This window comes from Patescibacteria group bacterium, from assembly GCA_041651355.1.
GTDB lineage: Bacteria > Patescibacteriota > Patescibacteriia > Patescibacteriales > UBA12465 > JAPLVX01.
The window spans coordinates 359,295-379,806 of the sequence record JBAZJK010000001.1 but is presented as its reverse complement, the minus strand read 5'-3'; the positions used below and the strand labels follow the sequence as shown (position 1 = coordinate 379,806).

25 protein-coding genes, 1 pseudogene and 1 riboswitch are annotated in these 20,512 nt (G+C 33.0%); of the genes and pseudogenes, 10 read left to right on the top strand and 16 right to left on the bottom strand.

Features of this window, described 5'->3' with window-relative positions; all coding sequences use genetic code 11:
* Positions 1-42: 42 nt before the first annotated feature.
* Positions 43-684, top strand: coding sequence for a hypothetical protein (locus WC441_01895; GenBank protein ID MFA5163259.1), 642 nt, complete (start codon positions 43-45; stop codon positions 682-684).
* A gap of 828 nt (positions 685-1,512) precedes the next feature.
* Entirely contained in the window at positions 1,513-3,156 is a 1,644-nt protein-coding gene (locus tag WC441_01890) for a recombinase family protein (GenBank protein ID MFA5163258.1), read from the top strand.
* A gap of 25 nt (positions 3,157-3,181) precedes the next feature.
* Here WC441_01890 and WC441_01885 read toward each other — a convergent pair whose 3' ends face one another.
* Genes WC441_01885 through WC441_01865 form a run of 5 tightly spaced genes read right to left on the bottom strand, consistent with a single transcriptional unit; the run spans position 3,182 to position 6,355 of the window.
* Positions 3,182-4,105: a restriction endonuclease gene (locus WC441_01885; protein ID MFA5163257.1), complete on the bottom strand. Its 924-nt coding sequence runs from the start codon at positions 4,103-4,105 to the stop codon at positions 3,182-3,184.
* Positions 4,075-4,590: a hypothetical protein gene (locus tag WC441_01880; protein MFA5163256.1), complete on the bottom strand. Its 516-nt coding sequence runs from the start codon at positions 4,588-4,590 to the stop codon at positions 4,075-4,077. Before WC441_01880 ends, WC441_01885 begins: the two co-directional genes overlap by 31 nt.
* Complete coding sequence (locus WC441_01875; GenBank protein ID MFA5163255.1) at positions 4,587-5,375, bottom strand: type I restriction enzyme HsdR N-terminal domain-containing protein; 789 nt, start codon at positions 5,373-5,375, stop codon at positions 4,587-4,589. The genes WC441_01880 and WC441_01875 overlap by 4 nt, the downstream gene beginning before the upstream one ends.
* Before the next feature lie 14 nt (positions 5,376-5,389).
* Entirely contained in the window at positions 5,390-5,749 is a 360-nt protein-coding gene (locus tag WC441_01870; GenBank protein ID MFA5163254.1) for a hypothetical protein, read from the bottom strand.
* An 18-nt stretch (positions 5,750-5,767) separates the two neighbouring features.
* Complete coding sequence (locus WC441_01865) at positions 5,768-6,355, bottom strand: hypothetical protein (GenBank protein MFA5163253.1); 588 nt, start codon at positions 6,353-6,355, stop codon at positions 5,768-5,770.
* A 103-nt stretch (positions 6,356-6,458) separates the two neighbouring features.
* Here WC441_01865 and WC441_01860 point away from each other — a divergent pair, with 103 nt between their 5' ends.
* The 3 genes from WC441_01860 (at position 6,459) to WC441_01850 (ending at position 8,692) form a co-directional block, all read left to right on the top strand.
* On the top strand, positions 6,459-7,421 hold the full coding sequence (locus tag WC441_01860) for a hypothetical protein (protein ID MFA5163252.1): 963 nt from the start codon (positions 6,459-6,461) through the stop codon (positions 7,419-7,421).
* 93 nt (positions 7,422-7,514) lie between these two features.
* Positions 7,515-7,658, top strand: a complete 144-nt coding sequence (locus WC441_01855; protein MFA5163251.1) for a hypothetical protein — start codon at positions 7,515-7,517, stop codon at positions 7,656-7,658.
* Positions 7,659-7,747: 89 nt separating this feature from the next.
* The gene (locus tag WC441_01850; GenBank protein ID MFA5163250.1) at positions 7,748-8,692 is read left to right on the top strand and encodes a hypothetical protein; all 945 of its coding nucleotides are present in this window, start codon (positions 7,748-7,750) and stop codon (positions 8,690-8,692) included.
* A 179-nt stretch (positions 8,693-8,871) separates the two neighbouring features.
* Here WC441_01850 and WC441_01845 read toward each other — a convergent pair whose 3' ends face one another.
* Positions 8,872-9,279, bottom strand: coding sequence for a hypothetical protein (locus WC441_01845; protein ID MFA5163249.1), 408 nt, complete (start codon positions 9,277-9,279; stop codon positions 8,872-8,874).
* A gap of 31 nt (positions 9,280-9,310) precedes the next feature.
* On the opposite strand from WC441_01845, the gene WC441_01840 reads away from it, so the two are divergent.
* A complete protein-coding gene (locus WC441_01840) occupies positions 9,311-10,837 on the top strand; it encodes a recombinase family protein (protein ID MFA5163248.1) in 1,527 nt (508 codons plus the stop codon).
* Between the two features lie 4 nt (positions 10,838-10,841).
* Here WC441_01840 and WC441_01835 read toward each other — a convergent pair whose 3' ends face one another.
* The 10 genes and pseudogenes from WC441_01835 to WC441_01790 form a co-directional block, all read right to left on the bottom strand.
* Positions 10,842-11,270: a hypothetical protein gene (locus WC441_01835; GenBank protein MFA5163247.1), complete on the bottom strand. Its 429-nt coding sequence runs from the start codon at positions 11,268-11,270 to the stop codon at positions 10,842-10,844.
* 58 nt (positions 11,271-11,328) lie between these two features.
* Positions 11,329-11,616 carry a hypothetical protein gene (locus tag WC441_01830; GenBank protein MFA5163246.1) on the bottom strand — a complete coding sequence of 96 codons (288 nt, stop codon included), beginning with the start codon at positions 11,614-11,616 and terminating at the stop codon, positions 11,329-11,331.
* Between the two features lie 76 nt (positions 11,617-11,692).
* A riboswitch (SAM riboswitch) is annotated at positions 11,693-11,799 on the bottom strand.
* Between the two features lie 54 nt (positions 11,800-11,853).
* Positions 11,854-12,639, bottom strand: a complete 786-nt coding sequence (locus WC441_01825) for an HD domain-containing protein (protein MFA5163245.1) — start codon at positions 12,637-12,639, stop codon at positions 11,854-11,856.
* An 11-nt stretch (positions 12,640-12,650) separates the two neighbouring features.
* Positions 12,651-13,037 carry a hypothetical protein gene (locus WC441_01820; protein ID MFA5163244.1) on the bottom strand — a complete coding sequence of 129 codons (387 nt, stop codon included), beginning with the start codon at positions 13,035-13,037 and terminating at the stop codon, positions 12,651-12,653.
* Positions 13,038-13,315: 278 nt separating this feature from the next.
* Entirely contained in the window at positions 13,316-13,816 is a 501-nt protein-coding gene (locus WC441_01815; GenBank protein MFA5163243.1) for a hypothetical protein, read from the bottom strand.
* A complete protein-coding gene (locus WC441_01810) occupies positions 13,809-15,056 on the bottom strand; it encodes a DUF262 domain-containing protein (GenBank protein MFA5163242.1) in 1,248 nt (415 codons plus the stop codon). Before WC441_01810 ends, WC441_01815 begins: the two co-directional genes overlap by 8 nt.
* A gap of 5 nt (positions 15,057-15,061) precedes the next feature.
* Entirely contained in the window at positions 15,062-15,241 is a 180-nt protein-coding gene (locus tag WC441_01805) for a hypothetical protein (protein MFA5163241.1), read from the bottom strand.
* 34 nt (positions 15,242-15,275) lie between these two features.
* Positions 15,276-16,025: a site-specific DNA-methyltransferase gene (locus WC441_01800; GenBank protein ID MFA5163240.1), complete on the bottom strand. Its 750-nt coding sequence runs from the start codon at positions 16,023-16,025 to the stop codon at positions 15,276-15,278.
* A gap of 9 nt (positions 16,026-16,034) precedes the next feature.
* Positions 16,035-17,072: pseudogene (locus WC441_01795) on the bottom strand (DNA cytosine methyltransferase).
* An 89-nt stretch (positions 17,073-17,161) separates the two neighbouring features.
* The gene (locus WC441_01790; GenBank protein ID MFA5163239.1) at positions 17,162-18,319 is read right to left on the bottom strand and encodes an HNH endonuclease signature motif containing protein; all 1,158 of its coding nucleotides are present in this window, start codon (positions 18,317-18,319) and stop codon (positions 17,162-17,164) included.
* A gap of 228 nt (positions 18,320-18,547) precedes the next feature.
* On the opposite strand from WC441_01790, the gene WC441_01785 reads away from it, so the two are divergent.
* The 4 genes from WC441_01785 (at position 18,548) to WC441_01770 (ending at position 20,492) form a co-directional block, all read left to right on the top strand.
* Positions 18,548-19,357, top strand: a complete 810-nt coding sequence (locus tag WC441_01785) for a hypothetical protein (protein MFA5163238.1) — start codon at positions 18,548-18,550, stop codon at positions 19,355-19,357.
* A 163-nt stretch (positions 19,358-19,520) separates the two neighbouring features.
* Entirely contained in the window at positions 19,521-19,793 is a 273-nt protein-coding gene (locus WC441_01780) for a hypothetical protein (GenBank protein ID MFA5163237.1), read from the top strand.
* Between the two features lie 64 nt (positions 19,794-19,857).
* A complete protein-coding gene (locus tag WC441_01775) occupies positions 19,858-20,025 on the top strand; it encodes a hypothetical protein (protein ID MFA5163236.1) in 168 nt (55 codons plus the stop codon).
* A 218-nt stretch (positions 20,026-20,243) separates the two neighbouring features.
* A complete protein-coding gene (locus WC441_01770) occupies positions 20,244-20,492 on the top strand; it encodes a hypothetical protein (GenBank protein MFA5163235.1) in 249 nt (82 codons plus the stop codon).
* Positions 20,493-20,512: the final 20 nt, after the last annotated feature.

Here is a 20,512-nt window from a genome sequence, read left to right as displayed (position 1 = left end):
AATGCTATAAGTGTTAAACTTATATAGTAATACAATGCTAATATGAAAAATCATTTCGGCCAAAAAATACTCAATAACCTGCTCCAATATACCGCAAACGATGGATTTCGAAAGGATATACTTGCTATAAAGAAAAAATTTTTAATTCCTGACGAGGGCGTAGACGACGAATATATTAAAAAATATGGGCACGATGCTGTAGCGTGCTGCCTTGAAGATTTAGAGGAATTAAGGATAAGATATAAATTAAATGAACATTATGGTGTTTGTTTAATGTATATAATAATATTTGCAAGAATGCCGGATGAAAATATACTCAAAGGATTTGCCCCTTGCGAGCTCATCACGCATAAAGAAAGAAGTGGGTTACACTGTGCCGCCATAAAAATATATCCCGAAACGACTTACAGAGATATACAAAATAATTGGTCAAAAATAAGCAATTTTAAGAAAGAGGTTTATGGCTATGAAATAAAAAATTTGAAATCTATAAAAAACGCTAAAAGAGATCTATTTATAAGGGCTCTGAAAAGATGGGGTGTAACAAATAAAGAAACTGCCAATATTATAAATTCAGTTTTTCCACAAATGACCACTATAGGCTACTCGGATGTATCAAAGATAATGGAGAAAAATAGATATTCTGCTGCAAAAAAATTAAATAAAATACCTAAAATTAAATAAAAAAAATTCCCGTATTTTGAAACAACTGGGGTGATGTGCCCCAGTTTTTTTTATTTATATAATTAAACTATTAAATCGTGCCCCGACCCTACATCCGGGCAGCCGGAGCGATCAAAAATAAATTGCGGCGGAAGGATGTTCAAAACGGAAACGCAAACCTCAAGCAAAATAAATTAACAACCATAATATTAATCACACTAAACCCCGTGCAGATATTACTAACCATAGCTACTAACTGCTTAGGGAGCGAATACGGCTTGAGCAGCGGGGGTTTAGTAGAACAATAGGATTACTATGCGCAATTTACACTACAAACCATTTGGTTATCGCCTTAATGAGAAAACCATTAATGAAATCCGCGAAATAAAAATAGCTGCTAACAAGAGTTATAATTTAGTATTTGTGGAATTAATTAAGCTTTATAAAAAGTCCAAAAAATTTCAAAAACAAACGAAAAGCTCGGAGTCCATAGAAGAATAATGTTTGAATAATATGCAAGAAACCGGCAAAAATACAATTTATAATGATGAACAAATTAAAAACTTTGCCGGTTTTTATAATGCCATTAGAAAGGTTCACCGGCGGCTTACGAGCGAAGGGTATATAATCAAAGATGGCCATATTTTGTCTCCAGCACAATCTAAACCACCTTGAAAATAAATTAAATTTTTGGTATTATAATAGTGCTTACCTGATATACTATAAACCCAAAGGTTTTATTATTTTATCGCCTGAAATGGGCGGTTCTGCCGATAAAAATTACCTTTGGTAATGTATATCGGGTAAGCCAGAACCGTCCATTTTAGTTATTAGTTAATAAATAAAAATATGAAAAACAATAAGTATCAAAATGATTATTTAATCTATACAAGAAAAAGCACGGATGACGCCGATAATCAAAAAAATTCCATTGACTATCAGATAGGACAATGTTCAAAATATGCCAGCGATCATAAGCTGGATATAGCTCAATTAGACCAAGAGGGATTTTGTGAGGCAGGGACAATAAAGGAGAAGCATACTGCCTTCAAGACTTCCGGAATTCAAATGAAAAAGGATGGCACGGTAGAATATAAAATTGAACGTCCTAAATTCCAAGTAATGGTTCAAAAACTGCTTGATAAGGAATTTAAGGGGATAATTTGCCTCTGCTGGGACAGAATAAGCCGCAATGAGCAGGACGGCCTTATAATCAAGAACTTAATGGATAAGGGGGTTGATATTCGGTTCGTGCAAGCAAACTACGAAAAAAGCAGCTCCGGTGCCCTGCACCGTGATATAGACGGGATGTTTTCTGCGCATTACTCACGGGTCATAAGCGAAAAGGTTAAGGCGGCTGCAGAAAAACTACGAGCCGAAGGCAAATGCATTTATATGTCGCCCATCGGTTATCTTGACGAGGGATCCGGGAGCAAACCGATTGATCCCGAACGAGCATCAATAGTTAAAAGAATTTTTGAATTATATTCAAGCGGCGAATGGAGCTTATTCCAATTAGCAAAATGGGCAAATACACAAGGGTTAACCACTAAGCCAGCAAGACGAAATCGCACAAAAGCAGAGATGCTGGCTGGCATTGAAGTTAATACAATACCCAAGGCCAGCCGACCGGTAAATAACAAAACAATCGAGAATATCCTTAATAATCCTTTTTATATCGGAAAAATAAAAATTGGGAGAAAAGAAAAATACATAGATGGCGCCCACCAGCCCCTAATAGATACTTCCTTATTCAATCAAGTGCAACAAGTGTTAAAATCAAAAAATGTTTGCATCCACTATATTGATAAAGACTTCTTCACTTATCGAAATATCATAAAATGTCCTTGTGGCCGGTCATATTCCCCTTATCAGAGGAAAGGGATAAATTACTATTATTCCAGATGTAAAGATGGCTGCCACAACCAGAGTAAAAGCATAACCGAGAAGGCTATAGACGGCCTTGTAGAGCGGGTTTTGGAGAAAATAAGCTTTACGGACGCCGAAAAACAGGAAATTGAAGCCAGAGCTAATTTTGAGCTTGATAAAATAACCTCTGGGAGAGAAAAGGAACTGGATGACTTTAATCAGGAAAGAAAGCGCATATACGCTGATCTTAACTATATTACTAAAAATAAAATTAGCCTTCTTAGAGCTAATACTATGAGTATTGATGAAATAGCCAAAGAGGAAAAGCGCCTAAACGAAGAGTTGCAGGTAATAGAAAACAAAACTCACGCCCACCAAGAAGCCGCCAATGAAATGTTAAAATACGTCATTACTTTTTCAGAACTGGTAAAAATGGCTAATGTTTACTATAAACACGCACTTGATATTGAAAAGCGAGAAATAGCCACGCAGGTCTTTTCAGAACTCTTTATAGCTAACAAAGAATTAGCTGATATAAAAGCAAAAGAGGGCTTCCAAGCCCTCTTTGCACGTCACGATTTGATATCTGGCTCCGAGGTTGGGATATACTTGGAACCGAACTAGCTAAAATTAAATAAAAAATTTATCCTTAATAACTCCAACTTTCTTTTAAATTATCTAGAAGCATTTTTTGGAGTAATTCCTTGGGTATTAATTCTACTTTGTTTGTTTTTGCTAATTCCGTGGCCTCTTTAGTAAAAACGCTCGTTGTTATAACCATGGCCTTATTACAATCATAGTGATTCCTGGCTGCGACGGCCTCTTGAACGGCACTATTGCCAACGCTCCAATCTTTATAACATTTCGCCTGAATTAAAATTCTCTCCTGATTTTTAGTCGCTATTAAGTCGCCTCCCTGGTCTCCTGTTTTTCCATTAGATAAGACAGAATACCCCATCGCCTCATAAAGACGATATAATAAATGCTCAAAATCTGTTCCGTTTAATTTTGAAAAACTATTAGTAGTTGCGCCAATGCTATTAACAGTTAGATCAAATTCTTTCTTATCAATATAGTTAGCTAAAAGGATACAGATTTCGGAAGAAGAAAAATCAATCTCTTTTTGATATAAAAAATCTTTTAAATCATTTATTCTATCCCAACTGATTTTATAATTTCGTCTTACCCAAACATTTTTATCCTTTTCCTGACCAAGGCTGAATCGGGATATAAAATTATTGATATATTCTTCAAGCCCTGCTTTTTGGATAGTGCTTAATATATTTTCAACTTTAGCTTTACGAGCATTTTCTTTGCTCTTTTTTAAAGCCTTAATCCCGACGATTACCAAAACAATTAGCCCAACCTCACTAGCTAGGGTAGCTAAAAAAGTGGCTGTTCCAGCATTATAAGCCAATACCAGACAAACGATAAAAAAGACAACAACTCCGACAATAAATTTAGCCCCATCGTCTTCTTCATAATTTTTATAACTCCTTTTGTAGTATCTGGCCATAGATTTCTTAATTATATATCTAAATTTTATTTTTGATGTTCTTTTGAATACTTCCAAAGGGCTTTGTCGACTGTTCTAATATCTTCATGAACACTTTGCGCCACCTCTCTAATTTTCTCACAATAGCTCTGCCAAAAATTAAAATTATAACTTTTCGGTTGTTCTATGCCAAGCGACCATAAAGCCCTAAAATCCATAATTGGATATTTATTAGGAAAAGCGAAATGTAAAATTGTAGAAGCAACTGGCCAAGATACGCCTTTTAACACAAAGAGTATTTTAATACGAGCTTCCTCATTCTCGACCGAAAGACTAAATTTAGTAATATCTTTTATTAAACTATCGTTGTTGCTTTCATAATGCTTTATTGGCCGACGAGATTTCCATTTACCCAGTCTGATAAATTTTTCTTTATCTAAATATCTATGGTCTATAAACCATTCTTTTAGTTCTTTCTCGCCATATTCGTCAAAACTGCCAATCGCGCCCCTGTCGTATTTATCAGCATACTCTTTTATCTTTTTTTTAGTTATTGGCATCATATTTTAGGTATAATTGGCTGCTCTGTATCTATAATCTCATTATTTAAAAATGCCCCTTTTGTTTTATTTTGATTATTTCCTTTCTTTCCAAAAACATTTATTGGACATCTTGGTTTTTCCGACTCAATTTTAGCTCTGATAATAATATTAAGCGACTCTAAAATATCGTCATCAGAAAAAGATAAGTCGGTTGATTTTTTTAGAACTTTCTTCAAAAATCTCACGACTTCAATTGCATATAGATTCTTACATAAATGATTTGGCTCAAGAGCCTGAAAACGTTTCCAAAAATCAGTCAACTCGTCTTTCATGACTGATTTTTTTGTTAGATACATAATATATTCAACAGAACTTTTAAGTTCTTTCGGGTCTGATAAATTAAAACTAAATACTTTTTTACTGTCTATTGGCTTGGCAAATATTACTTTATAAAGCGAAAAGTTTTTACCATTAGTTAGCAACACCCAATCAATACCCTCATTGGCGGCGTAATTTACGGCCTGCCTTAAATGGTGGTCGGATAAATCTAATTGGATTGCTTTAACTTCAACGATAAAGTGCTTTTTCCGCCCAACTTGTATTACATAATCAGCATATTCTCCTCTTACCCTGTATTCGGTTTTAATTTCTTCTAGCTCGGCATAACCAAGAATTTCCGTTAGAAAATTGTTGACCATTATCCTGGTTGCTGACTCATCTAACTCCGAATATTTCTTGTTCAAATACTTTTTGCTGTATTTTGCCAATTTTTTATACAGCGTATCTTTTTGATTTTGTGTGGCCATAGATTTATATTTTTTTATAATTTTTCAATTTTACAACTGCATTTTTTACATACCCAATACTTTTTAGAGGTCGCTCCTAAAATTAAAGCTATAATAATCAATATTAAGCCTAACGGCCAAAAAAATAGTAGACATATAATCCCTAAAACAAATGATATACAGGCTGACGAATTATTTGTAGCAACTTTTTTTCTTACCATTTCTCCGCCACATTGTTGACAGGTCAATGTTCTTATTTTACCTTTCTCGGTATTTTCAACTACAGGATTTGCTGAATTATTTACAGCATCTCCAAATAATAAATCCGATGAGCAATGTTTACATTTAATCGCCTCTTCTTGTATTTCTTCGGCACAAAATGGACATTTTTTCATAATTTTATAATCTTAAAATTATTTATCTTCTGTTGCTTTTTTAATCTGATTAATCTGCTCCTCTGACAACGGCCTAAAATTTTTACCAGTTATAGGGCTTGATTCATAGTTTGGACTCGCATAATCAGGAAACTCTTTCATGAGAGGATCATTTTTTTTATCATAAAAAATAATTCCTAAACCAGGATTAGGAGAACCGCACTCAGATAATATTAGAGTGGCTTCGACAATCGTATCATCCGTTGCCCATCGAATTGATTCTGAAAAACGATATTCTATGGGAGTATTTATCCTTGGCATTGTGGTTGAATATTTAAAATCACCATATTTTTCGCTTAAAGTTCTAACCAAATTTTCATATATATCTTTGCGTTCGATATCCGTTTGAATATCTTCAAAAGATATGCCAATTTTACCTAATTTATCTTGATTATCAGTAAGAAAATATGCAGACACAGAAACCTGTCTATTATCTATGCTATCAGAAAAAGCTATAGCATTTTGCGTGGGGTGGTCGGGTAGCCATTTTTTATCGGAAAAAATATTTTTATATTCCTGCTTTCGTAAATCCCATTTTAACAATGATATTTGTTCTAGTAATTTCATAAGGTTTTATAATAAATATTATATTTCTAAAATACCATAAAACCCTAAAATAATCAAAAATTAGCCAATTGCCATAAGCCCTAATTTATGCCAAAATAAAACTATGACTACCGATAAAATCAAAAATAAAATAGAATCATTTATCAGCCAATACCAAGATAATTCTGGTACTTTCGAGGGCTTTAGAATTATTTTTGACTTTGTTGGTTTTTTAAAATCCGAGCCATATATTCAAAAGATACTAGGCGATGTTTTAGAACGAGCCGAAAGCCAAAAACAGATTATGCTCCAAATGAAAAAAACTAAGGAGCTAGATAAATATGACCCCAGTAAAATGGTTTTTGATTTGAAAAATCCCGTGGATTCTTCGGCAATTCCTATTTTTAAACAAGAAAATGACTCGTGGCAGAAAAAGATAAAAAGCCAAGAAGACCTTAATATTTTTATTCTTTTGCCTATCTATCTGCTCGACTTACTAGTTGTTTATGATTTAATGGCCAAAGCCCAAGACAGCATTAAGTCAAATAACCCCGAAGAGGCTAACAGACTGGCTCAAATAGCCAAAGAAGAGTCTTTTTCGCTTGCTCCGATTAATGTTAAAGATACCCAAGGAGAATTAAAAAGCACTACCGTCAGTACCGCCTCGTTCCATTTGGAATGTATGGGATTAGTAGGCAAATACATCCTTGATACTATTGGTGCCGAGGAATTTTTAGCTCACAGCAAACCAAAACCTCCCATTTCTTTTGACAAGGATAATAGTCTGCTTAATATCCGAGGCGAAGAGATTAAAATCGCTAGGCAGAAAGACAGACCGATAGACCATTATATTTTAGAGTGTATTTTCTCTAAAGACGATATTTCCGATCCCGCTGATTTCTCGGAAATATCCAAAGATTTTCTTAAAGAAGAATATGACAAGGCTAAAGACTGGAATAAGTTCAGGCACGCCTGCGATAACTTAAACAAAAAAATCGAGAAAGACACAAGAGATAATATAAACGACTTTCTGATATACTCCACGGAAAAACTCGGTTGGTGCAAAATTAACCAAAAACACCTGTAAAAATAATAAAATAGGCTAAAGAGCTTTGCATGCAAGATGGCGCAAGGCTCTTATTTTAAAATGGGATTAGTTAAATCTAATCTCATTTTTTTTATGTACTCCCTGTCCGAACAACTCCGCACCCGTGCCAAGGTCTATTTCAGCCGTAAGTTTGGGCGTGAAGTCAAAGACGATGAGGCCGAGCAATATTTATTAAGTTTGGCTCATTTATATGACCTATTTATTACCAAGGAATAACTCTTTTTTTCTTTTCGGCGGATCCCCCGTAGGGGGAGCCGAAAAGAAAAAAGTTATCCTTGTTAAAAAGAACATCTAATTAGAACAATATGAAAAACTATAAAGACCAATTCGGGGTAGAAATTCAACTCAATTATCCGACCAGAAAGAAACTGGTTAAATCGGGTTGTTTAGTAGAGGTCTATAAATTCGGAGCGGATATTATGTTGGGGCGTAAACTCCGCAAATCGAGAACTCCCGAAGAAGAAGCCTTGCGCCATAAAGAGCCGTCCAGTCTTGAAGACATCCTCAAATCGTCCTGCAGGCGATCTAAAAGGATGATTAAGAGGTTGATATACGCCAATAGCTTTAAATGGTTTAAGAATAATAATAAACCCTATTTGCCGATTACTCTGACTTTAACCTTTAAGGAAAATATCCAAGACCTCAAACAGGCTAACTATGAATTTACCAAATTCATTCGTAGATTAAATTATGAAACCAACGGAATTGAGGGCAAAGATTTAAAGCAGAGTAATTTAAAATACTTAGCGGTATTTGAACTCCAAGAGCGAGGAGCTATTCATTATCATATGATATTTTTCAATCTGCCCTATATTAAAAATATCTATGATAAGTTAAGAGATATTTGGGGGCAAGGCAGGATTATGGTCGGCGGAAAAGAACAGAATTTTAAAAAGATTAAAAACCAAGATCAGCTTAAGAAAATTATTGATTACTTTATTAAGTATATTCAAAAATCTATTTTTGATAATCAATTTCCAGGACAAAAGAAATACATCACGAGCAAAGGTCTGCTCAAACCGCAGGAGCAATATTTTGAAGAAGTGATTGATTTAATTGAGTCGGAAATTCCCTTGGATTGCCTGGTCTATAAGCGAGACGGCGAGACGGAATATAACAATAGCGATATTAACGATAAAGTCGGACAGCCGAAAAATTATCTGCGTTGGCTCAATTACTGGCAATACGATTTATCCAATAATCCGCACGCCGAAAATCGCATTAACGAGATACTGGAAACTTATTCTTGATTTTAGACTCGTTCTTTGATATATTAAAAGCGTTGCTCTAACTCAATACTGTGTTGCCCAGAAGCCTTTTTTATAGAGGACATTTATTTGTCGCTTAAAATGGGCAGTTCTGCTTAGCGATAAATTAGCTTTTGGGCTAGTTTTGAGTTAGGGCAACCAGGACTGCCCTTTTTGATTTTTTAGAGGATTTTATGCTTTTTAAAAGAGTTGCACCTCTTGCAAGCTATCCTTAAGTTAAGAATATTATTAGAGCCGAAACTTTGACTAGCGACTTTCTTCCCGACCTCTGGCTCTAATTTTCTCAAGAGTTTATTAAGCTTATTTGTTGAGAGCGGAATGGAATGATCAACATCAAAAGATTTTATCTTACTGCAATCCGAACATAAATTTAATTGGCATTTTTCTCCGTATTTTGAAACTAATTCTTTATAAACCTTATTTCTGATTAGATTAAATTCTTTCCTCTTGACTTGCGGATTCCTAAAATCAAACATTTTTAGAAATTTCTTTTTAAATAAGATTCTGTCGCCATCAGCTAATTTCTTGAGGAAATAATTATAATCCGCTTTGTATTGAAAATTATTCATAATGCTAATATTTTATAACTTTACTAAAAATATGACAAATAACGACCAAAAAATTAAATACGCCCTCTACTGCCGAAAGTCGACCGAAGACGATAATCGGCAAGTCTTGTCCTTGGATTCTCAAGAACAAGAAATGCTTAAAATGGCGGATAATTTAGGTTTAGAAATTATCCAAACTTTTCGAGAAAGTAAATCGGCCAAGAAACCAGATAATAGACCACAATTTTCCGAACTTATCAATTTGATCAAGCGAGGTAAAATTGACGGCGTTATCTGTTGGAAGATTGACCGTCTTTCTCGTAATCCAATCGACTCGGCTATTATTCAATGGCTCTTACAACAAAACCAATTAAAGATAATCCAAACAATGGAACGGCAATATCTGCCTGGCGATAATGCTCTATTATTTAATGTTGAAAGTGGAATGGCTAACCAGTTTATTTTAGATTTAAGTAAAAATGTTAAACGAGGAATTAGAGCGAAACTATCTCAAGGCTATTGGCCGAATCTTGCGCCTATCGGTTATTTAAATAAAGACTTAAAAATTGTCGTTGATAAACATCGGGCTAAATTTATCAGACGAGTTTTTGAGATGTATAATACTGGTCGGTATGGGGTAAAAGAAATATCGCAAATTCTTTATGAAGACGGATTCAGAAGTCGGGGCGGAAAGAAATATTATCCCAGTACCATTCATACTATATTAGGCAATTCTTTCTACTGCGGAATTATGGAAAAAGACGGCGTTAAGTATTTAGGCAAATACGAGCCGATCATAACTAAAGCATTATTTGACGATGTCCAAGTTATTTTAGGCGTTAAAAAACATGTAAAAAGCCAAATAATTCCTTTTGCTTTTCGGGGACTGCTCAAATGCGCCAAGTGTGGCTGTCTGCTAACAGCCACACTAAAGAAAGGTAAACATATTTATTACTATTGCACCAACGGCAAGAATACTTGCGAAGAGCATAAAGTCTATTTAACCGAGGATTATTTAGATAAAGAATTACTGGGCGTGTTTGATAAGCTAATATTTGACGACGAGTTAATCGAGCTTTGCTATCAGACTAAAAAAGAACAAGGAAATAATAATCTGAACTATTTAGAAGAACTTGAGTTAACCCTAAAAAATAGGCTCGCCAAGCTCAAAGAAAGACGAAATACTCTGCTTGACGCCTACCTTGATAAAACCCTAGACAAGGCCGTTTATGAGGCCAAGGATAAGCAACTAAACAACGAAGAGATAAACTCTTTAAAAGATTTAAGCGACTTAAAAGAAAAACTGAAAGAGGCAGGCACGGATACTTTGGAACGGATAAAAAATGTGTTTTTAGAGCCTAAAAGACTGAAAAATAGCTTTCTGACCCTATCTCTTGAGAAAAAACGAGAAGTCTTATTTTCCTTACTTTGGAACGCCGAAATCGGCAACAAAAAAATCGCCAATATTTCATTCAAAGAGCCATATAAACAGCTCTCAGAAATCACAAATAAAAGCGATTTTTCTTCAATGCTCGGGGTCGTGGACGAAGTTCGAACTAGTATGGCTAATAATAAATAATATTTTAAACCTTAATCCTGTTTTTATTTTTAATAGCCAAATAAATAATTCCTAAATAGAATAAAACCTTTAAATCACCTTGAAAAATACCACTTTGAATAAATACATTCCATCCGGTCTCACCGTAGCATCCAGTAAAAAAACAAGAAGGCCAAGAAAAAGTAAAATAACCATGAAATATTGACCAAACCCAGCCATAAGAACCGAATATCCAATAAACAATAATTCCTGCGACAAAAATGTACAAAACATACTGAAGATATTTTTTAAGTTTACCATCCTCTGTAAATATATAAGCAACCAATGGAATTGCCGCTATTAGAACAATTAAGTATTCATAATCACTCCGTCCAAGAAAAGAGATAATTAGCAGTAAATAAAGAATGGCTAGTGGTAAAATTTTGTAAATTGTGGCTTTTGAAAGCTTAAACATATTTTTATGTTATTTATTATTATCTTAATTATAGCACTCTGCTGATAAAATGCTAAATTTAGCTTAATTCGTAAAATTCAACTGAAATATAGTCCTCTCCCGTTGCTCGCTCTAATAAATTAGCGGGATCTCTATTGGGAATAATTTTATAGGCGAATACCCTTTCCCAGAAATTATCTTTGTTCTTAGCGCCCATCGAAAAGCAGTGAACGAAATTAATCCCATAACCCGTTCCTAAAATTGTATAATATTGTTCTTCCCCGTTCTCTAAACCATAAACCTTAATATCTTCTAATGAACCATCTGGGGCTGTTTTTCTTATAAATTCGATATTTTCTTTTTTCATAAATTTAGTTATTAATAATAAAAAAGCTCTTCCCCAACAAAGGAAAGAGTTTTTATTTATGAAAATAAAAAATCGACCTTTATCTTTCCCTCATCGGGCTAGAATTAGCACCTTCCGGATGGATTACTCCGGGGTTGCTGGCAGGTCGTCGGGCTAGTTCCCTCGCTGCACTCTTTATAAAACGATTATTCAATTGTATTTATACTATAACAAAATTAAGCTATTTAATCAATCTCGTTATACTTTGGGATAGTTAGCTACTAATAGCATTTTATCACACACAGGACAAGAGACATCGAGACAAAAATGACTATCAGTATTTACGTAATCACTTGTTTTTGGCGTTCCCTTCCAACCACATATCGGACATTTTAGTTTCATATTTTCATTATAATCTTTATACTCAATAATTGGGGCTGGGTGATTTTTCATAAATTCCAACCTCTCAATCCGACTTAAATCACTGGCCAAAAATTTAAGATCTCGCGCCAATGGACTTTCGGGCCAACGACTAATTAGTGCGCTTATAACTTTCAATTGACTATGGACAATCTCTTCTTTGGAAGAATTAAAACGTTCAAAAACATCATCGCCATATCTTTCATAATCATCAATAAGCTCAGAAACATTACTTATAACATCAGCCGACTTAACTAAAATAGCTTCATGAGAAAAATCTTTAATATGTTCTAGCGCTTCAGCTTTTCTTTTTTCCCAGGATAAAGATTTATCCTCTTCGGTAACACTTAAAACAAGTTTTAATACCTCTTTCCCAAATCTTTCTTTAATCATCTTGGTTGTCACTTTTTTTTCATCAATACTATCTTCAATCGTGTCGTGTAAAATACCAGCCACAACAACATCCTCAGAGACTTTAGCTAAGGATAAAATCATTCCAACTGTTAAGGGATGGGTTATATAGGGTATTTCTTTTCCCTTGCGCTTCTGTTGTTGGTATTGGTTATGGGTTTTAGCAGCAAATTTAATTGCTTTTTGAATTTTTGTTGTGTAAATCTTAAACATAAATTTTAATATTAATTTTTTCCTAGCCAATATACTTTTGGTTTATCAGCCCCTTTAGGATAATCCTTTCTCAGACAGGGCTGAAATAGCATAATCTCAAATATATTAGTTTTTTTTAATTTTTCAATCTCGGCAGCAGTTTTTACTGGCACAAAAGTTACGTATTGAGGGTCTTCGCCATCGATCCAGTCTATTTCTTCATAAAATTCTTTAAAATATAGTTGTCCGCATTCTTTACATTGAACCAGCCAACGAGAATAATGACTTTCGTCCACAAATGTTTCGATTAACTCAAGACTATCGCAACCCAGGTCATCTCGGCAAACATTATCATTTATCCATAAATGGCACTGAACTGGTTTTGTCATTTGAATTATTTCCATTTTATTTTTTTCCATATTTATCACCTCCTTACTAGCTAAGCCGACAAAAAAAGCGGCTAAGAGATTTACCCAAAAGATATTGCTATCTCTTAGAATGAAATCTCCCAACCGCTTTAACGATTAGTCATTTATTACATTTGGCTCTCAGCAGATTTCCCTGATTGCCTATTCACACGAAGTGAAAGAAATAAATGGTGCTGTTATACTCCGCACTCGAGTTTGTATTGTTAACTACACTATTACTATAGCTGATAATTAGCAAAAAGTCAAATTTCGTGCACAAATAACTCAATTTAGCTCTTGCTTACCAGAAATGGTTGATATATTTTTTTATTTTTATAAAAATTTTTATCAATATTATTTATTACAATCATACAAGCATTTTTAAAATCATTATAAAAATTTTCAATATTTAAAACTAAGGTTCCATCAGATTTAATCGTTAAATGAATCGTATTATTTTTACTTTCAGATAGAGCTAGTCCGTCTTGGGGTGCTAAGGAATGAGATAAGCCACATCTTAAAAGTCTATAGAGATTATAAGGTCTATACATTGGCATCAACTCTGAGATAGCTAAATTAAAATGTATTTCTGATTTACCGCTTGTACTCCAATCACTTGTTCCGTCATCGATACATTTGCCCAAAAACTCTATACCTATAGATATAAGAACAAAACTTAAATAAACGTTAGATATACTAATATTTCCTATTTCTTCAATAAGTACTTGAGAAATAAAACTTTTTGGGTCGTGTATTGGCGATATTTCCATATTGTAATTTGAACTATTCATTATCAAACTCGGCTTCCTCCTCTTGAGTTGTTAATTCTATTTTTTCTGAACCATGTATCTTGTGATGGCAACCCCTACAAAGAATTGTAATATTTTCCGTGCTCGTTTTACCACCCAATGAATAAAGCTCCTTATGGTGATAATCGGGCTCACCATGATCTTTAAATTTTATACCACAACCTTGGCAAATACCATCATATTTATCAAACACAGCAATTTTGTCTATATCATTAATTTGTCTATTTTCATCTTTCTGTAGTAATTCATGCTTATTCAAAAATTCTTTTAAAATAATTGATCTTCTTAATTCCGTAAGTCTCTCTGCCCATCCGCCTCTAGCGTTATCGTAAAATTTCTGATAACTAGCATTAGAACTTCGATGATCTTCAGAATATATTTTACTATGAAATTTGACTACAAATTCTCTTATTTCTTCTTCATGCCCGGTTAGTACATACCCCTTCATTAGTTCCCTAATCATTGTGTAGACTGTTAAAACCCAAACGTGTTTACTTAAGTATCTATAAGATCCTTTTTCTGATGGAAAACATTTATCCAAAAAGTTTAATGTTTTAATTAAATTTTTATAAGCTGTACTTTCTTTATTCAGGTCTTTTTTTTCTTCAAAAAATTCTAATAAATATGGCGTACCGGCATCCTTTGCACCATATATTTCATAGAAAAGAATTCTTGCTGCATCCGCATAATTGCCATATCTGCCCTGTGTCACTGCGATAGATCTTGCCATAAAGGGATGCTTAGAAATATCTCGCAAAACATTTACTATTTCTCCAGGCATCGCATTTAGTCTCTCGCCCAGAGTAAGCGGCTTTCCCCTTTGAAGCCTTGAAAATATTACTCGTATTTTTTCATCATCATAGTCCTCAATAATATGAATACTTAAGCTATAATTTAAAAATTTTTCTCTTAAATCATCGTAAATAGGATTTTCACCATTAAAAGTTTTTCCATGATTTTCATCTCCAGAAAATTTGCCATTAAGCTTTAACTTATTATCATAAAAGAGTTTAATTGCATGTAATCTCTGTTGTCCATCAACAATATAATATTTGTCTTCGTTTGATTTTAAGTTGAAAAAAAATAAAGGAATCGGCTCCCCCTTTAATATAGTGTCTATCAAACACTGGTTATCTTCTTTTGACCAAGCGCCCTCCGGTCTCTGGTATGTTTGATCGACAATATATTTATGACGATTATTTATAAAATCTTGAATTTTCATATAGACTATTTTCTAACAATTTTATAATTATTTTGTAAATAAAGTAAATCTTTTTCTAACTTATTAAAAGATTTGATATGTTTTTCAATATTTTCCGGAGTTTGCTTTATTAAACTTAAGACAGTCGCTAATGTGCCAAAATAATCATTACTCTTAACATGAAATTCTATGGATTTTTTACTCATTTTAAATTATATATTTAAAAATAAAAAAATGATCTTAATCTTCATTGTTAAAAGCGGATAATCGGTTTAAACTTAAATCAAAGTATTTATTATCTAATTCTATTCCAATAAAATTACGATTATTTTTAAGAGCAGCGACGCCAGTAGTCCCACTGCCCATAAAAGGATCAAGAATTACTTCACCTGGGTTTGTATGAATTTTTATTAATTTTTCCATAACAAATAAACTTTTTTGGGTGGGGTGCTCGGTTCTCTCTTTTCCGGCTACTACTGGAGCAATAAATTGCGCTCTCAAATAGGATTCGTCTTTCGATTTATTAAAAATCCATTTAGCGCCTTTTTTGACAGCCCAAACTGCAAACTCGGTATCTTGGACATAACGCCTATCTATATTTCGAGGCATTGGGTTTGATTTTCGCCATTCCAAGATATCTTTTACAATTAATTCACTATTCTCTAATGCATCTATAATCTTACTAATAAATCTATAGGAACAGAATATTATCATTGATCCGTTTTTACTTAAAATTTTCTCATAATTTTTAATCCAACCAGTTAAATCAAAATCTTTATCCCATTCACCAAAATCGACACCTTGGCGATTTGCCGATTTCATCGTTGAAAAATTATTATTCTGTGAAATGTTATATGGCGGATCGGTTATTATATGATCAACAATCAGACCGATTTTATGAAATTCGTGTATTTTATTATATGCATCATCACAATATATTTTGCATTTTTTATTTTCTAAATTCTTTTTCTTTGTGTATTGTAATTCTATAGAATCAGCAATTGCTTTTGCCAGTAAAGGTGGGACGGCATTTCCAATTTGCCTACATATTTCAGTTTTACTTCCTAAAAATTCAAAACTGTCCGGAAAACTTTGGATTCTTGCTGCTTCACGTGGTGTTATTGCCCTATTAAGTACCGGGTGTGAATTTTTACCATTTGACGGCGTGTCAAAACGAGTGTCTATTGTGGGACTAACTTTATTCCATTCCAAGCGACACCAGGTTGTTTTGAATTTTTGATTACCAAGCAATTTTTGCGGTAAAAATTCTTTTCCTTTTTCTGCTGGTATTAAAGATAGCTTATATACTGCAATTTTTGAATGAGTTGTTGCAGTATGATTATATAATTTTTTTGAGCCTTTTCGAATAATTTTTTGATATAGAGATTGAGGTTTGTTTATATAATCCATAACAATCTCACCTTCGCCTGAATTTAGATAGTGCAAATCAGAAATAGCATCTTTAACAGTTATCGTCTTGTTGGTTTTTTTTAATGTACTAAAATTAAAAGCTAAAGTTCTTGATCCAATAATAAAAGTTCTTTCGCGACTTTGTGGAACACCATAATCGCTCGCTTTTAATACTTGATAAGAAACAATATATCCCAAATTTCTAAATTTTTCCTGTATTTCATTTATAAAATAACCATTTGATGCGGTTGTTAACGTCTTTACATTTTCTATAATAAAAATTTCCGGTTTTAGTTCTTTAACTATATCTAAATATTCAAGAAATAAGAAATTTCTTGGATCCTTTAATCCTAGTTTTTTTCCTTTATTACTAAACCCCTGGCAAGGTGGGCCGCCAACCACCATATTTACATTTCTTCTTTTTGATTCATCAATGATTTTTTTCTTGATATTTTTATTTAAAATATCACCAAAAATAATTTCTACATCTGGCGCATTGTGTTTAAGAGTATCCAGAGAACTTTTAAAAAAATCTGTAGCAACTACAGTTTTAAAATTATTATTCATTTCCAAGCCAAAAGATAATCCACCGGCACCGGAAAACAAGTCTAATATTTGAAATTTCATAGTTTTTATTGATTGAGGGAGTAATTTTTCGTTCCTCAATTTCTATTATACTAGTGCTGAAAAAATAATGCAATAGTATTTTAGATTAACTATGCTAATTTCATATATACAAAATCGACTATATTATTTATGTTTGTATCGCCAATTAAAATACTTACATATTTTTGAGCATTTTCAGAGCTTTCTAAGATGTCTTTGATTGTTTGTTTTTGCAAAGCTTCTTCAGCTCTATTCTTTGTCAAAATTCTATGACAAACAGGGCAAATTTTCGCTAAATTATCTATTTGATCATGCTCCTTCCCCTTACTAAATGGGATAATATGGTGTATTTCAAAATAGTGTTTATCTTGGTTGCGTAATTTAAAAGTTCTTGTATTAGTGTTAAACCGAGTTTTACATGCCATGCATTCGTCTGGAAAAATATTATTAGCTATTGTTTTTAAACTGAAATCTCTTGCTTCCGCCCCACTAGCCTCAAGACCAAGGCGTTGTCTTTCTCTTTTTATATCTATATTATGATTTTCTTCTCCAAGTATATTATTTAAATACTCAACTAATCTATCGGAAAAATTGCCAATACTTATTGATGGTTCTGAAATTTTATCAGTATTGTTATTTAATATTGAATATTTATAATTATTAATTTCTCTTATCTTTTCTCCGAATTTTTCCCAAAACCAACCGAGTTTAATTCGGATTTGAGTATTTCTTAAGTTTCTACCTGCTGTAAATTGAGGCTGAAGCTCTCTAAAATTTAAATTTAATTGAGAAATAGCTGATATACCAGAAAGAATCTGAAAAATATTTCTTATATATTCTTTTGATGAATATTTTCTATAAATATCTACAGCATAATATTTAGCAGTAAAATCCGGGCTGCCACGTAAAATAAATAATGATAATAAAATTGCTTCTTCGTATTTTTCTGTTTCAATATCAAAACTCAATAATTGAATTTGTTTATAAATTTCTGCTAAAAACTTTTCAGAAGTATTTATTTCTGATGTTTTTGTTATTTTTACCAAATGCTTGCCAAGAGATAATGATTCAAAGTTTAAATTAAAGTACGAGTTTAAACTAGTATTTAGTGTTAAATAATTAAAACTATTTAAACGTGCTGGAGCAAATGCTGAATCCCTATATTCAGATTTAATATAAAAATATGTCTCATCGTCGTCTACTAAATTAAAAAAGACGGCAAGCAATGCCCTGATATTTCTTAAATTTACCAACTCTAAAATTGTCATATTAATTACAATAGCTTTAATTAATAATTTAATATTAACATATTTTTTATTATAATAACAGCAAAAATAGCTCGATTTCTATCAACTTGTCTCACTTCCAAATTTAATCTATAATAAGCATAATATGAATATAAAATTTCCATAAAAACATGACATCTTGACAAATTTACATAAAATAACCAATATTCCCTGCTCAAAAGGCGGGAATATTTTAAAAGCAGAAATCATATGAAAGCCTATTGCTCAGCAGTTAAAGAAAAAATGCTGGATTTAACTAGGCTTTTTTGTATAGAAAATAACATTTTTCAGCGTTTCGTTATTATTTATAAATATATTACCCTTATTGATAAAGACCCAATAACTAAAGATATTTTGCAAAAGATATTCGATAATACGGCCGAAATTATGGGCGAGGCCGGACAAGAGCTAAATGAGGATAAATTCCTCAATGTTCAAAGCGAGGTTATTCATACTAACGAATTTTGGGTATATTATTCTAACCTCAAAATCATATATAGCCGGATGAAGAAGATTAAGGAGTGTAAAATACCAGAAAAAAAGGAATTTGATGATTTATGCCGTCTTTTCTCTAAGCCCTATTCTAAAGATTCTCTTAAACTCTCTTTTAAGGTCATAAATAGTAATATTTTTGAGCAACTCGATCAAAAAAGCTTCCTAAGCGAAGACGAGGATGATAAAAAAACCTATTTTGACGAGAAAAGAAGTATTTTGTGGCTAAAGGGACAAAAGATTCCTATTGGCAAACAAGATAAAATTGGAAATGCTCATAAATTGCTTAAATATATCTTTATTGATAATAAAGATAATTTAGATGATGATTTCTTTTACTCAGAAATAGCCGAAGATGAGTTTGATGACTTTGATGAATATAAGGAAAACCGAAGGCGTTGGAAAAGGTATCATAATATTTGCTTTGAAGTTAATAAGAAAATTGAAGATGTTCTTAAAATTAAAGACTTCCTAGTTTTCAATACCGGACGAAAAGGAAAAGTTAAATTAAATAAAAAATACATCTAAAGTTCTGAAAAAATATCACTAAAAAGGCCTGTAAAACAGGTCTTTTTTTGTTGTTCTGAAAAATGGTACAGGAACTTTTCAGAACCATCTTTATCTATGATATGAGCGTAAACTGCCAGATAAAGGTCGGGGGCAGAATAATAAATAAAAGAATAATAAAACTATGTTTATTTTAAAAGGAAAAATTAAAGATGACAAAACAAAAGATTTTGTCAGCAAAGACGGAGTTCCCGGCCTTGTTCGCTCGTTATTCATTGACCCCTTGGGCAGTATTTACCCGGTAAAGGTAAATGTACCGTTGGATCAAGATTTTGGGCAAGTTGGCTCAGAAGTAGAAATGGAAGTTAGTGTTTATCCCTATTGCTATGTCGATGGGGTAAGACAAAGAGCTTATCTTTCTATTTACGTTCCAGGAAATGCAAACGATAAAAAATAGAAATATGGGGCGGCAAGGAATGATTTATGTCCTGTAAGTCCGCTCCAATCTCTAATTAACTATTATGAATTTCAATGAAATTTTATTCCATTATCAAGTTTTAGACAGCGCTGACAATATTGTAAATTTAAGCGCTACTTTCGTATTGCCAATCGCCGGCTTATTTTTCTTCGTAAAAATAGCCTTGGGCGCAATTATCATAATTTACGTAGCTAAAAAAATATGGAAATAAATGGCATTGAATTTTTGCAGATCTATACACCCTTAATTATTATCATCTTAATAATTTGGGGATTAAGAAAGATAAAAGATAGTTTGAAATAATATGACCGAATTTGAAGCAGTAAATGAAGTATTAAAGTGGTGTTTGTGGGCAGGATTCGTCGGTCTTATTCTTATTCCGTTCTTTATTAACAATCGAAAATAAAGACTAGAAAGGGGGTGAAAATTATGTTTAAGAAGATTGGAATCGGATTTATGGCTTTCTTAGGCGCGCTTGGTTTAAGCACCAATTTCGCTCATGCGGCCGCCGATCCGGACCTGACGAATTCTTTAGCTAGCACCACCAGTTTATTAAAGGATAACGCTTATGCGTTTATCCCTTATATCCTCGGAGTGTTCGGCGCCGTCATCACTCTAACCTTGATTATCAAGGGTATCATGTGGGGCGTGAAGAAAATCAGGGGCACGATCAAATAGTTTATCGCCCCGCTTTAACC